Origin of the sequence: Pseudomonas phenolilytica (genome assembly GCF_021432765.1) — a bacterium.
In the GTDB taxonomy this organism is placed as follows: Bacteria; Pseudomonadota; Gammaproteobacteria; order Pseudomonadales; family Pseudomonadaceae; genus Stutzerimonas; species Stutzerimonas phenolilytica.
In genome coordinates this window covers 3364544-3376658 of the sequence record NZ_CP058908.1, presented here as the reverse complement: position 1 = coordinate 3376658, position 12115 = coordinate 3364544, and the positions used below count along the sequence as shown (strand labels likewise).

15 protein-coding genes and 1 tRNA gene are annotated in these 12115 nt (G+C 58.5%); 5 read left to right on the top strand and 11 right to left on the bottom strand.

Annotation, left to right across the window (positions count from 1 at the left end; genetic code table 11):
- Positions 1–97: 97 nt before the first annotated feature.
- Positions 98–442 (top strand): YggL 50S ribosome-binding family protein, encoded by a 345-nt coding sequence (locus tag HU825_RS16065; RefSeq protein ID WP_054093157.1) that lies wholly within the window; start codon positions 98–100, stop codon positions 440–442.
- On the opposite strand, the gene HU825_RS16060 is transcribed toward HU825_RS16065, so the two are convergent.
- The 6 genes from HU825_RS16060 to HU825_RS16035 form a co-directional block, all read right to left on the bottom strand.
- Entirely contained in the window at positions 426–1523 is a 1098-nt protein-coding gene (locus tag HU825_RS16060) for an FUSC family protein (protein WP_156714800.1), read from the bottom strand. The genes HU825_RS16065 and HU825_RS16060 overlap by 17 nt on opposite strands.
- A 2-nt stretch (positions 1524–1525) precedes the next feature.
- The gene (locus HU825_RS16055; RefSeq protein WP_043297027.1) at positions 1526–2857 is read right to left on the bottom strand and encodes a deoxyguanosinetriphosphate triphosphohydrolase; all 1332 of its coding nucleotides are present in this window, start codon (positions 2855–2857) and stop codon (positions 1526–1528) included.
- Positions 2858–2992: 135 nt separating this feature from the next.
- On the bottom strand, positions 2993–3313 hold the full coding sequence (locus HU825_RS16050) for a hypothetical protein (RefSeq protein WP_234302456.1): 321 nt from the start codon (positions 3311–3313) through the stop codon (positions 2993–2995).
- Positions 3310–3690: a phage holin family protein gene (locus HU825_RS16045; RefSeq protein WP_234302455.1), complete on the bottom strand. Its 381-nt coding sequence runs from the start codon at positions 3688–3690 to the stop codon at positions 3310–3312. The genes HU825_RS16050 and HU825_RS16045 overlap by 4 nt, the downstream gene beginning before the upstream one ends.
- A gap of 13 nt (positions 3691–3703) precedes the next feature.
- The gene (locus HU825_RS16040) at positions 3704–4108 is read right to left on the bottom strand and encodes an ElaB/YgaM/YqjD family protein (RefSeq protein ID WP_234302454.1); all 405 of its coding nucleotides are present in this window, start codon (positions 4106–4108) and stop codon (positions 3704–3706) included.
- Positions 4109–4305: 197 nt separating this feature from the next.
- Positions 4306–5631, bottom strand: a complete 1326-nt coding sequence (locus tag HU825_RS16035) for an OprD family porin (protein ID WP_234302453.1) — start codon at positions 5629–5631, stop codon at positions 4306–4308.
- A gap of 413 nt (positions 5632–6044) precedes the next feature.
- Here HU825_RS16035 and HU825_RS16030 point away from each other — a divergent pair, with 413 nt between their 5' ends.
- The gene (locus HU825_RS16030) at positions 6045–6284 is read left to right on the top strand and encodes a glutaredoxin family protein (protein WP_043297411.1); all 240 of its coding nucleotides are present in this window, start codon (positions 6045–6047) and stop codon (positions 6282–6284) included.
- A gap of 105 nt (positions 6285–6389) precedes the next feature.
- Here the strand turns inward: HU825_RS16030 and HU825_RS16025 are convergent.
- The 3 genes from HU825_RS16025 to mobA form a co-directional block, all read right to left on the bottom strand.
- Positions 6390–6466, bottom strand: a tRNA-Pro gene (locus tag HU825_RS16025).
- A 149-nt stretch (positions 6467–6615) separates the two neighbouring features.
- On the bottom strand, positions 6616–6837 hold the full coding sequence (locus HU825_RS16020) for a YgdI/YgdR family lipoprotein (RefSeq protein WP_043297018.1): 222 nt from the start codon (positions 6835–6837) through the stop codon (positions 6616–6618).
- Between the two features lie 66 nt (positions 6838–6903).
- Entirely contained in the window at positions 6904–7485 is a 582-nt protein-coding gene (gene mobA, locus HU825_RS16015) for a molybdenum cofactor guanylyltransferase MobA (protein ID WP_234302452.1), read from the bottom strand.
- Between the two features lie 336 nt (positions 7486–7821).
- Here mobA and HU825_RS16010 point away from each other — a divergent pair, with 336 nt between their 5' ends.
- Positions 7822–8853, top strand: coding sequence for an acyltransferase family protein (locus tag HU825_RS16010; protein WP_054093150.1), 1032 nt, complete (start codon positions 7822–7824; stop codon positions 8851–8853).
- 52 nt (positions 8854–8905) lie between these two features.
- Here the strand turns inward: HU825_RS16010 and HU825_RS16005 are convergent, their stop codons facing one another.
- Positions 8906–9199, bottom strand: coding sequence for an I78 family peptidase inhibitor (locus HU825_RS16005; RefSeq protein WP_234302451.1), 294 nt, complete (start codon positions 9197–9199; stop codon positions 8906–8908).
- Positions 9200–9396: 197 nt separating this feature from the next.
- Between HU825_RS16005 and HU825_RS16000 the strand changes: the two genes are divergently transcribed.
- The gene (locus tag HU825_RS16000; protein ID WP_043297011.1) at positions 9397–9798 is read left to right on the top strand and encodes a PA2779 family protein; all 402 of its coding nucleotides are present in this window, start codon (positions 9397–9399) and stop codon (positions 9796–9798) included.
- Positions 9795–10742 (top strand): PA2778 family cysteine peptidase, encoded by a 948-nt coding sequence (locus tag HU825_RS15995; protein WP_234302450.1) that lies wholly within the window; start codon positions 9795–9797, stop codon positions 10740–10742. Before HU825_RS16000 ends, HU825_RS15995 begins: the two co-directional genes overlap by 4 nt.
- Positions 10743–10747: 5 nt before the next feature.
- On the opposite strand, the gene HU825_RS15990 is transcribed toward HU825_RS15995, so the two are convergent.
- Complete coding sequence (locus HU825_RS15990; protein WP_234302449.1) at positions 10748–12031, bottom strand: NAD(P)/FAD-dependent oxidoreductase; 1284 nt, start codon at positions 12029–12031, stop codon at positions 10748–10750.
- Positions 12032–12115 lie beyond the last annotated feature (84 nt).

The following is a 12115-nucleotide window of genomic DNA, read 5'->3' as shown; positions in this document are numbered from 1 at the left end:
TGGCGGCCAGTGCTGCGGGCAGGGTGGTTTCGTCGCCTAAGCGCGGCGTAGCTGGTACAGTGCGCGCCGTTATCAAACTAGAAAAGGATCACTCCCGATGGCTACCAACCGTTCGCGTCGCCTGCGCAAGAAGCTCTGTGTCGACGAATTCCAGGAGCTCGGCTTCGAGATCAACCTGACCTATCGCGAAGGCGTGGACGCCAAGGCCGTGGACGACTTCCTCGAGGCGTTCGTTACCGAAGCGATGGAAGCCAAGGGGCTCGGCTATATCGGTGGCGAGGATTATGGCTTCGTTTGCCTCGCTCGTCGCGGTTCGGTCAGCGAAGAGCAGCGTGCGCAAGTGGAAGCCTGGCTGAAGGGGCGTGCCGAATTGGCCGAGTACACCGTCAGCCCGCTGATGGATGTCTGGTACCCGGAAAACCCGATCAGGACCGAGGCGTAGTCGCGTCTCGCGCCTGCTCCTCTTGAGCCATCGCCTGCGGTCGTCTCGACGACCGTCTGGTGATGAGCCGGCGCAGCAGGTACATGGCCAGCGTTGCGCCGAGGGCGATCCCGACGCCGATGGTTGCATTGATCAGCCGCATTTGTGGCAGGTTCCAGTCCTGCGCCAGTGTTTCGGCCAGCAGCAGGAAGCCGAGCGTCGCCTGCAGAACGAACAGCCCGTAATGATGCGCCTGGAACGCCCGTCCGAAAAAGATCAGCGGCAGCAGGATCATCACCATCAACGGTGGATCCGCCAGGCTGTGGCCCATATAGATCAGAATGGCCGCCGCGCCGAGAACCCCCAGGCAAGCCTGTAGCGCCCGCATCAGGCTGCGCTCCATGTCCAGTTGCAGCGTGGTGAACACCGCCAACGTCAGCCAGTAGCCGCGCGGTAGGTCTGCCAGTTCGACGATTGCGCCGCCGAGCGCGCAGGCCAGCACATAGGTCAACGCATGGTGCCTCCACTGACGGATCGGCGTGCGCCGCGCATGGCGCCGCAGCACGCGCAGCAGGCTCATCAGACGCGGCATGTAAGGCCACATGCGCAAGCCATGCACGCCGCGCATGCCGAACGCGAGCAGCGTCACCCACAGCCCACCGAGCGCGAATAATATTGCAATCGCATAAGGGTTGTTGAAATCAGCGATGCCGTACTGGCCCTGACCCAGGCACAGGCAGATTGCCAGGCCGATGCCCAGTTTTCCGGCCTCGTTGCCGTAACGCTGCAGCCAAGCCAGCAGTAGGCCGTAGAGGGCGAATAGACCGAGGCTGATCAGCGGATGAGTGGCGGACCAGAAGCCCAGTCCGGCGCTGCAGGCGCCGAGTGCAATTAGCAGCAGCATGCGTAGCATGCCGAAGCGGTGCAGCGGGTTGGCCTTGGCGGCCTGAAATGCCCCCACTGTCGCCCATAAAAAACCCGGGTGCCCGCTGAACAGGCCGAGCAGCAAGGGCAGGGCGCAGCCCAGCGTGGCAACCGCGGCCGCGCCCCAGGCGGGGCGCCCGGGATGCCAGCGCAGGCTTTCGGTCAGCAGATGCCTCATGGTCACACCGGGCTGGAGCGGCCAGTCATCTCGCTCGCCATTTCCGTTGCGTAGCTGTCAGTCATGCCGGCGATGAAATCGATCACTCGCAGGAAGGAGTGATACAGCGGCGCGTTTGGGGTAGGCGCGTTACGGCCCAGCAGATCGAGAATGCGCTGATTTTTGAACGAGAGGCTGCGGCCGCGATGCTGTTCCAGTGCAGCACCGCAGAAAGCGTTAAGAAGAATTTCGAGCGTGGTGTAGGCGCCGATCTCGTGAAGCGTCTTGCGCTTGTCCTGGAAAATCTTCTCGCGCGCCAGCGCCTTGGCCTGCAGCACGCACTGCTTGGCGGGGCCGTGCATGTGCTCGACCAGATCGCCCGGCAATTGGCCGCGCAGCAGGTTGTGCTGCTGCGCGACGAAAGCCCGAGCAGCGGCGTTGGTGAGGTGCTCGATCGCCTTGCCCCGCAGGATTGCCAGCTTGCGCCGCCGAGAGTCCTTCGGGCCGAGCTGACGATAGGTTTCCGGTAGATCGTCGCCGACCAGGCCGAGCAGCAGGGCTTCGACCTCCGGGTAGTCGAGCAACTCCATTTCCAGGCCGTCTTCAAGGTCGATCAGCCCGTAGCAGATGTCATCGGCCGCTTCCATCAGGTAGACCAGCGGATGTCGCCCCCATCGCTGATCCTCCACCAATGGCAGGCCGAGCTTCAGCGCGATCTGTTCGAGCAACGGTCGCTCGTTCTGATAGCAGCCGAACTTGTGCTTCTTGTAGCCCAGTGCCTCGGCATGCCGCGAGGTCCATGGATATTTGAGATATGTCCCCAGTGTGGCGTAGGTAAGTCGTGTGCCGCCGTCGAACTGGTGGTACTCCAATTGCGTAAGCACCCGGAAGCCCTGAGCGTTGCCTTCGAAGTTGAGGAAGTCCGAACGCTGGAAATCGCTCATGTCATCCAGCCAGCCGCGATCCGCAGCCTGCTGGAACCAGTGACGAATCGCGTCTTCGCCGGAATGGCCGAAGGGCGGGTTGCCGATATCGTGGGCGAGGCAAGCGGACTGCACGATCATTCCCAGATCGGCCGGAGAGCACCATTCAGGCAACTCGTCACGTAACACCTCGCCGACCCGCATGCCGAGCGAGCGACCCACGCAGCTGACTTCTAACGAATGGGTCAGGCGTGTGTGGATGTGATCGTTGCTGGAAACGGGGTGCACCTGCGTTTTGCGGCCCAGGCGGCGAAACGCGCCGGAGAAGATGATGCGGTCATGATCTTTATGAAACGGACTCCGGCCCAGCTCCTCGCTGCTGTGTGTGGATTTGCCGAGTCGTTCACGGGTAAGCAGGGTATGCCAGTCCAAGGACTATCTCCATATGGCCTCCAGCGGGCGCGATTAAGCTAGCACAGTCGTTGCCGTCCACCGATGCGGCTAAGGTCCTGTCGCATCGGTGCAGGTTTGCGGTGCTTTGCCGTGTGCCCGAGTGACGCACAACTCCTAGCGCAATTTGCTGCGCAACTTCTGCTGCCCTTTGATCAGGGGATAAAGGGTGATCGCGACGCGAGCAAGCGTACCGAGTCTGCCCAGTCGGCGACCGAACAGCGCCAGGACCACGGTCGCAGCCATCATCAGCGGCCTCTTCCCTGTACCAGCGCCTCCGCCTTCATGACGTCTCGCCAGCATGCTTCGCGCCTGTTCGAATGGATGGCTAAACGGCTGCGCATGGTAGAGCAACTGCTGCCGGTGCATCTCCATTCGCAGGCGAACCAGCTCCTTGCGCATATCCAGATCGCTGGCGGTACTCAATTGCTGACTCATGGCAATAAGCGCTCCCGGTCGCGGGTGAGTTCCTCAATCGTGGCTTGAAAGGGTGAGGCGCAGGCTCTGGCAAGCTTCAGCGCACGACCGATACAGATCGCCATGCCGACAGCGTAAATGGCGCAAAGTACCAGGATCGCCGTGATTCGGTGGCTATGCCAGAAGACGATCACCAATGCTGCGGAAAGGCCGATCAGCACCAAGAGCCCCAGGATCAGGCTGACCCCGGCGAGAAGAAAAAGCCGCACAGTCCTGGCTTTTTCCTCCTGAAATTCGATGCCGAGCAGTTCCAGATGCCCTTGCAGCAGGCCGACAAACGCCCCGCCCAATTTCTTCAGCGAGGGCTTTGGTGCTTCTTCGCCGGGTTCGACCTCCATTGACTACCTCGACTTAGCGACGTGAAGAAAGCAGGCCCAGCAGGAAGCCGACACCAGCAGCAATGCCTACCGATTGCCAGGGGTGATTCTGGACATAGTCTTCGGTGCATTGAATTGCGGCTTGGCTCTGCTCGCGCATGGAGGCTTCGCGTTCTTTGAGTAGCGCTTTTGCTCGAGCCAGATTCTCATTGATCTTGCCGCGCAGCTCTTCGCTCTGTACGCCGGCAGTTTCCTGAGTGTGCTTGAGCAGGCGCTCGGTATCCCCGATCAGCGTATGGAATTCGTCGATCAGGGCGTTTTGCGCATTGTGCAGATTGCGCCGATGAGCCGACTTGTCGAACAGCGGTGTGTGATGCTCATGAGATGAATCGGGAATCGGGGTTTCGTCGGTAGTGCCGAAGGTAGACTCGGTAGACATGGGGCGGCTCCTCGAGATTGTGCCGGAACGATGTGTTCCGGTGCTGCAAGTTTCGAGCATAGCCCGCAGGTAAGGTTCCCGCTTCGTTTAACCCGGGCGGGCATAAGTGGAACTGTGGGTTCTACAGTTCTATTGGAGATAAAAAGAACCCGCCGAAGCGGGTTCTTTTCTGCTGCAGCGTATACAGAAATGCGCTATTACAGTAGCGGGATGGTGTAGCTGACGATCAGACGGTTTTCGTCGATGTTTGTGCCGCGGCTGTAGTTGTTGCGCGCCGTGGCATTGCGCCACTTGACGTTCAGGTTTTTCAGTGCACCGGTTTGGAAGGTGTAGGCGATATCGGTGTTGCGTTCCCATTCCTTGCCTTCGGTGCCTGCATCTGCTCCAGCGGTGCGCTCAAAGTTATCGCCGGAAACATAACGCGTCATGAAGGTCAGACCGGGAATACCCATCGCTGCGAAGTTATAGTCGTAGCGCGCCTGCCAGGATTTCTCGTCGGCGTTGGCAAAGTCGTTTACCTGAATAAAGTTGACGAGATAGGGGTCAACGTTGCCGCCCAGATAAGCGAAGCCGGTGTCTCCGGACATCTTTTGATAACCCAGGCCGAAGCTATGGCCACTGATGGAATAGGTAACCATCGCGCCAAACGCCTTGTTATCGACATTGGTGCTGCCATCATCCTTCGAGCGCTGATAGCGCAGATCAGTCTTCAGCGACTGGCCTTCGGCAATCGGCAGGACATGGATCAGGTTAAACGCGTTCTGCTTGTAGAGATCTTCGAGCTTGCTGTAGTAGTAGCTACCGGTCAGGTTCTTGCTGAATTGATAGGTTGCACCGGCGAAACGGAAATCGTCGGATTCATTTGCAGCGCCGCTTTTTCGAACAATATTACGCGTGCCCGCACCTTTAGTCGGATCAGCAGCATCTGCTGCACTCACCGCACCATTCAGCGTCAAAATCTCATTATCGCTCGATGCACGCAGGTTGTTACGATTGGCGTAGCCGATATCGAGAGTCAAGCCGTCGATTTCTTTCGAAACCAAGTTGGCACCCTGCATCAGTGCAGGTAGCAGGCGGCTGTCGCTGTTGGCAACGGCCGGGTTCTTGAATTGCATCGTGCCGATTTTCAGAACGGTTTCGGACATCTTCGCCTTGGCGGTCATGCCCACTTCGGAGAAGTCGTCCGCTGCGGTGTCGCCGTCGCCCGGAAGAAGCTGGGCGCCATTGCTATAGCGACCGCCGCCGGAATCCAGTTTCACGCCCAGCAGGCCAATTGCATCGACACCGAAACCTACAGTGCCTTCGGTATAACCAGATTCAACTCGCAGCAGAAAACCCTGAGCCCACTCTTCTTGCTTGCTCTGGCCAGTGCCTTCACGGAAATCACGGCTGAAATAGAAATTACGCAGTTCAAGGCCGGCCTTGGTGTCTTCGATAAAGGCAGCTTGAGCCATGGACGGGATAGCCAGTGTTGCTCCCAGAGTGGCTAGGGCCACGCCCCGGGCGATGGGGGTCTTGAGCATTTCTTATTTCTCCTCGTTGGATGATGCTCTGAAAGTCGCTCTTTACGGCGTCCTGCAATAAAACATTACAGGACAATTTCAACCTTTAGACTTTAGTCTTCAGGAACTCACAGTCAACGTGTTTAGACAGCGCCGTCTGTATGTTCCCCGCATCGACTGCTCCGGTGATATCGCACCTGACTGTCGAAGCGGCATCTGTCGGATGTGAATTACCCTGCAATCTGTCCGTTGCTTCGGGTTGCGGCATCCTAGCGTTTCGGTGCGCGAGAGTCGAATTTTGCGGTTAATCAAGCCGAGCGATGCGTGGAGCTTCACAAAATCATGCGGAGGGGAAGCGGCTACCGAGGGCATCGAATCGCGAAGCGACTGCTAGAATGCGCTCTAACTGGAATTGGGATATGAATGAGTCGCTTATGCTGCCTGAATGTCAGCTTTTCGGAACCCTTGGTTGTCACCTGTGTGAGCAGGCCGAGGAGATACTGATGCCTCTGGTTGAGCATGGCCTGCTCGTGGAGTTGCTGGATATCGCTGAAAGGCCGGAGTGGGTTGACTACTACGGCCTGCGCATTCCGGTGTTGCGTCGGGTGGATACCGGGGCGGAATTGGATTGGCCGTTCGAGGCTGAGCAGATAGTGGGTTTTCTGCAGATCTGAGCGCCGTGCCGACTAGACTGTATGTTGTCAGCTCGCGAAACGAAAAAAGCCGACTTCAAGGTCGGCTTTTTTAATCTTGCACTTGATCGTGCAGAGATCGGGAGTTGGTCGGAGCGACTGGATTCGAACCAGCGACCTTCTCGTCCCGAACGAGACGCGCTACCAAGCTGCGCTACGCTCCGAAGATGGCGCGCATTCTACAGAAAAAGTTTTGTTGCACAAGGGTTTAGTAAAGATTTTTTTGACGGCTATTTGGCTGTGGCCGATCAGGCGCGGGGCGTGGCGAGGATCCGAGTGTGGGCGGAAGATTCCACCAGCACTCGGGCGATACTCAGAGTTCGCGGACGGTCCGAACCTGATCCTTGTTGACCTTACCAGGATTGCCGTCGAGCTGTTCGTACTCGTAGAAGCCTGATTCTTCGTCGTACTCGGGGTGGTCGAGCGTCTGGATTTCTCGGCCATCGTTGAGGGTGATAACGCTCGGGTTGGCGCATCCGGTCAGTGCTCCCAGCCCTACTGTGACAAGCAATGCCGGGATGATGCGTGAGGTCATGGTCCTTGCCTCCTTCGTTGTGATGCAAGTGGGACGGGCGTTCGCCAGGCTAAGTTCCCGAAACCTTCAGCGTTCGAGCAGCTCAGGGGTGTTGAGGTTGGCCAGGCGAGGATCGTCCTCGGCTAGGTCCAGTGCTCGTGCTCCTAGCGCCAGCAGTACCTGACGAGGGCTGCGAGCGCCTGCCTGCCAGGCTGCTTCGAGGCGCCCCGTTAGGCGTGTCGGAATCATGCTGAACAATGGCTCCCACTGCACCGCGCGGCGCACCATCAACGGATGCAGAGGATCTTGCGTGGCAATTGCGTGGAGGCTCCGCAGCAGCAGCGCATCGATCATCGGCGCGTCGCAGGGCAAGACCATCAGCCAGTCATGATGTGCAGCGGCGAGCCCCGCCCGAATTCCGGCCAGTGGGCCAGGGTAATCAGGTTCTTCATCCGACAGCAGGCGATCCGCGTAAGGTGCATAGGCGGTCTGATTGCGGTTGCATGACAGCAATAGATCGTCGGTCAGTGCGTGCACTGTCTCATGCATCCAGGCGATCAGCGGTCGACCACGCCACTCGATCAATCCCTTGTCCCTGCCGCCCATGCGCTGGCCTCGACCGCCGGCAAGCAACAGGATGGAGCACGCAGGGAGAAGACGTTCGCTCATGGCAGGCTCCGAGAAAAGACAGTGATATACACCCGGTCTGTTTGCATCACAACCGAGCGCCCTAGGTCGCAGTCGATCGTTTTGATGGCTCTTTCGCGTCGCTCACTCTCACCTATGTGCTTCTCAGCGGTAACGCGCTGTGCCTGGTGGTCCTAGACGTTTCACATGCCTCCGCGCCGATCATCACTGTGGTGAGCGGCTCTGCGTGTGTTGTTGCATACGGCTGGCAGGCAAGGTGCAAACAAATCCTCGAAAGCATTGTCTATCTGCAGCATCCGCCCTCACGCGCAGGCTGAGCGCTGGCTTTCCGATGCCTTCACAACAAGGAGAACGATGATGCAGGAGAGAAATGTCTGGGTCGATTATGCCAAGGCGATAGGGATTATCCTGGTCGTTTATGGACACGTCGCGCGTGGGGTTTTCAACGCGGGCCTGCCTATGGATGAAGCTAATTACGTACTGGTGGACAGCATCATCTATAGCTTCCACATGCCGTTGTTCTTCTTTCTGTCGGGGCTTTTTTTCTTCGACTCGCTGCAAAAGCGCGGCAAAAGCGGGTTGATCATCAATAAGGTCGATACCATCGTTTACCCATTCATCGTCTGGTCGCTATTGCAAGGACTGATCGAGGTCGTGCTTTCCAATTACACCAATGGTGAGGTAACGCTGGCCGAGGTGTTCTCCCTGTTGTGGATGCCGCGTGCACAGTTCTGGTTCCTGTATGCGCTTTTCCTGGTGTTCGTGCTCTGCTCCTTTCTATACGCGCGAGCTGACCGTCGTTACTTCTTGCCGATGGTGGTGCTGTTTGGCGTGCTGTTCGTATTCAAGGATGCGCTCACGGTCAATACGGCGACCAGGTTCATCCTCGGCAATACCGTTTTCTTCGCGCTGGGCATCTGGTTCAACGAGGTTAAGCAGTTCTTTCTGGCGCGCTGCGTACAGCTGACGCTGTTCTTCGGAGTGCTTTTCTTGGTCGGGCAATACTTGTTCCACATAACGTTCGGGATGAACTACGTGGATGGTGGCTTGCCTGTGCTGGCGCTGGCAACCATTTCGATCTTCTTTATGGTCGCGCTCTCCATGTGGCTGGGGCAGTTCCGGGTGGGCTGGTTGCTCTTCCTCGGTGCGTCGTCAATGACGATCTATCTGATGCACATCCTGGCAGGCAGTGGCGTGCGCGTAATTCTTGCCAGTTTCCTGGACATTGATTCGATACCGGTGCATCTGCTCCTGGGAACTCTGGTTGGTATAGCGGCGCCGCTGCTCGCTCAGGTCGTGATCAATCGCTACCGGCTGGGTTTTCTTCTCACACCGCCCAAGCCCGTTTCGGCATCCAATCTCCGCGTGCGCAGGGCGATGGCGCAGTAACTGCGGCGTAGCCAAAGGTTCAGGACGCGGTCACCTGCCGGTGGTTGCGTTCTTAACCGCATGTTAGTCGTTGGATCTTCAGATCCTTGTCGGTGTGGATGTTCAGCCGCCGTGAATCGTACTCCAGAGTAACGGCCTGATCCGGGCGCAACAGGCGTGCGAATTGTGCTCCGGCCAGTTCGCGTGCCTGCTCGAGCATTTGTGGGGTGGCGATTCGGCCCAGCAGGTGCTGCACGTGCTGCGAGTCGCACATATTGCCGGCGGCTTCGGTGGTTGCAGGATGCCATTGGCAGCCTGCAAGAAATGACGCGACGAATAGCAACACTACGCAACGCGGTTTGGACATGTGCTTTCCCATTGAGGCTGATTGAATTCGATCAACTACGATCAACGTTAGTGACGGACAAGCAAAAGGTAAAATGCCGGCCAACCAAAGTCCGTGACGAAATACCTGACAAGCGGGAACCGAAGCGGCTGTCGTTCGTCTTACTGGTGATGGCCTTTTGCAGTTGCACAGGCCGATCTCGAAAAAGGAGTAGCACCATGTTCAGCTCATCCCTGCTCAAGCGTGTCGCTGCCGTTGTAGCGGCTTTGCACTTCATGCTGGTTGCGCAGATTCCGATGGCACAGGCGGCGATGATTGGTACGCCCGAAGTGATTGCCGAGCAGCAACAGCAGGTCGATCGCCAACAGCTGCTTACGATGTTGGAAGATCAGGACGTGCAGAAGAAGCTCGAGTCGATGGGAGTCGATCGGACGCAGGTAGAAAAGCGCATTAACAGCCTGACCCCCGCAGAGCTGGCGCAGTTCAATCAGCAGCTCGATCAGGCTCCGGCCGGCGCCGGTGTGGTTGGGATAATCGTGCTGTTTCTGGTGATCTTCATCATCACTGACATGCTCTGTGCAACCAACATTTTCAATTTCGTCAATTGCATCAACCGTTGACCCGGCGCCTTGCTTGGCTGGTGTCGCTGGTCGTTCTGCTCGTTGGCTGCGCACAGCAACCGCTTAACATTGGGAGTGCGCAGCTGCCGGAGCGGATCGAGCTGGTCGATACGCCATTCTTCGCGCAGGAGGATTATCAGTGCGGACCGGCAGCGCTGGCGACAATGCTGGTGCATGGTGGACGGCGGATCACTCCTGAACAGTTGGTCGATCAGGTCTATATCCCGCAGCGCCGTGGAAGTCTGCAGGTAGAGATGGTAGCCGCTGCGCGTGCGAACGGGATGCTGGTGTATCCGTTGCGACCACGGCTGGAAGCACTACTGAAGGAAGTGGCGGCGGGAAATCCAGTATTGGTATTGCAGAACTTGGCCTTCGACCGTTGGCCGCAGTGGCATTTCGCTGTGGTGATCGGCTACGACCTGGGCGAGCAGGAGATCATTCTGCGCTCTGGCACCACTCGGCGTTGGGTCGGCAGTTTTCGCCAGTTCGAGCGCAGCTGGGCGAAGGGTGATCGCTGGGCAGTCGTGACTGTTAGGCCGGATCGAATGCCGGCGACGGCCGAGGAGGCGGTCTGGCTGCGGGCAGCAAATGACCTAGAGCAGGTTGGGCTGGCGGATTCGGCGCAAGCGGCCTATCGCGTGGCCGGCGAGCGTTGGCCTGGCGGCATGCCGTGGTTTGCGCTAGCTAACAGTCAATACGCCCTGGGTGATCGACAGGCTGCAGAGCAGGCGCTGCGCATCAGCGTGAGCCGCGATGCCGGATTCGCTCCCGGATGGTTCAACCTTTCGCATGTATTGGCAGAGAAAGGTTGCCTCAACGAAGCGCAGCAGGCGCGCACTTGCGCGGTGAGTATTGCGCCGCAGGATACGCGCTTTGCCGAGCCTCTGCCGCTTCCCGTCGATGGTGTGCGACAGGCTTGCCAGGCTATTCCTGCCTGCCGCTAATGTAATCAAATGCCCAACCTATCGCGCAGGCTGTAGTAGAGCGCGCCAAGCGCGCTCAATGGCACCCGTAGCTGATGTCCGCCAGGAAAGGGGTGGTGCGGCAAGCTGGCGAAAGCGTCAAAGCGTTCTGCCTGGCCGCGCAAGGCTTCTGCAATGATCTTGCCGGCCAGGTGGGTGTAGGTGACGCCGTGGCCGCTGCAGCCCTGCGAGTAGTAGATGTTGTCCCCCAGGCGTCCGACCTGCGGTAACCGCGACAGCGTAAGCAGGAAATTGCCGGTCCAGCTGTATTCGATCTTGACGTTATGGAGTTGTGGAAAGGTCTTTAGCATCTTGGGACGAATGATCGATTCGATATCGGCCGGGTCGCGCGCGCCATATGCCACGCCACCACCGTAGATGAGGCGCTTGTCGGCAGAGAGTCGGTAATAGTCGAGTAGGTAGTTGCAGTCTTCGACACAGTAGTCTTGCGGCAGTAGGCGGTGGGCGAGATCACCGTTCAGCGGTTCGGTCGCAACTACCTGGGTTCCGCATGGCATCGATTTGGCGGCGAGTTCGGGCACCAGTCCGCCAAGGTATGCGTTGCCGGCGATTATCAGAAATTTTGCATGTACCGAGCCTTGCTCGGTGTGCACCACTGGCTCAGGACCGCGATCGATACGGATTGCCGGGCTTTGCTCATAGATGACGCCGCCCAGCGACTCCAGCGCTGCAGCCTCGCCCAGCGCAAGGTTGAGTGGGTGGATATGTCCGCCTAGCTTGTCCAGGGTCCCGCCGATATAACGATCGCAGGCGACGATTCGGCGAATGGCATCTCGATCGAGCACTTCCAGCTGATCGTAGCCATAACGCTCCCAGAGCGCTTTCTGCTGCTCGAGGTGGTGCATTTGTTTGTGCGTTAAAGCTGCAAAAACGCCGCCATTCTTGAGGTCGCACCGGATATCGTAACGGGCGATGCGTTCACGAATGATCCTCCCGCCTTCGAACGCCATTGCGCCTATCAGGCGTGCTTCGTCGGCACTAACACTGCGCTCCACGTGGTCGAGATCCCGGCTGTAGCTGTTGACGATCTGTCCGCCGTTGCGTCCGGAAGCGCCGAAGCCTACCCGGGCCGCCTCTAGGATCACCACCTGATAGCCCTGTTCGGCGAGAAACAGCCCCGCGGAAAGGCCGGTGTAGCCGGCGCCGATGATGCAGACATCGGCGTGCTTGCTTTCACATAATGGTGAGCGTTCCGGTGCTGGATTCGCTGAAGCAGCATAAAACGACTGAGGGTAGGGCGTGTTCGGCATTTTGACATACCTGTTGTATATATTTGACGCGATGCTAGCGTGGCTATTTGCGCTTCGCCAGTGCCGCCGTTTGATTCCCGGCCC

Excerpts from the sequence above, each read along its gene's own strand:
- HU825_RS16020 (WP_043297018.1), bottom strand. The coding sequence starts at position 6,837 with ATGACCTCACGCATCATCCCGGCATTGCTTGTCACAGTAGGGCTGGGA.
- HU825_RS16005 (WP_234302451.1), bottom strand. The coding sequence starts at position 9,199 with ATGTCCAAACCGCGTTGCGTAGTGTTGCTATTCGTCGCGTCATTTCTT.
- HU825_RS16000 (WP_043297011.1), top strand. The coding sequence starts at position 9,397 with ATGTTCAGCTCATCCCTGCTCAAGCGTGTCGCTGCCGTTGTAGCGGCT.
- HU825_RS16065 (WP_054093157.1), top strand. The coding sequence starts at position 98 with ATGGCTACCAACCGTTCGCGTCGCCTGCGCAAGAAGCTCTGTGTCGAC.
- HU825_RS16030 (WP_043297411.1), top strand. The coding sequence starts at position 6,045 with ATGCTGCCTGAATGTCAGCTTTTCGGAACCCTTGGTTGTCACCTGTGT.
- HU825_RS16045 (WP_234302455.1), bottom strand. The coding sequence starts at position 3,690 with ATGGAGGTCGAACCCGGCGAAGAAGCACCAAAGCCCTCGCTGAAGAAA.
- HU825_RS16040 (WP_234302454.1), bottom strand. The coding sequence starts at position 4,108 with ATGTCTACCGAGTCTACCTTCGGCACTACCGACGAAACCCCGATTCCC.
- HU825_RS16050 (WP_234302456.1), bottom strand. The coding sequence starts at position 3,313 with ATGAGTCAGCAATTGAGTACCGCCAGCGATCTGGATATGCGCAAGGAG.
- HU825_RS16035 (WP_234302453.1), bottom strand. The coding sequence starts at position 5,631 with ATGCTCAAGACCCCCATCGCCCGGGGCGTGGCCCTAGCCACTCTGGGA.
- HU825_RS16010 (WP_054093150.1), top strand. The coding sequence starts at position 7,822 with ATGCAGGAGAGAAATGTCTGGGTCGATTATGCCAAGGCGATAGGGATT.
- mobA (WP_234302452.1), bottom strand. The coding sequence starts at position 7,485 with ATGAGCGAACGTCTTCTCCCTGCGTGCTCCATCCTGTTGCTTGCCGGC.
- HU825_RS16060 (WP_156714800.1), bottom strand. The coding sequence starts at position 1,523 with ATGAGGCATCTGCTGACCGAAAGCCTGCGCTGGCATCCCGGGCGCCCC.
- HU825_RS15990 (WP_234302449.1), bottom strand. The coding sequence starts at position 12,031 with ATGCCGAACACGCCCTACCCTCAGTCGTTTTATGCTGCTTCAGCGAAT.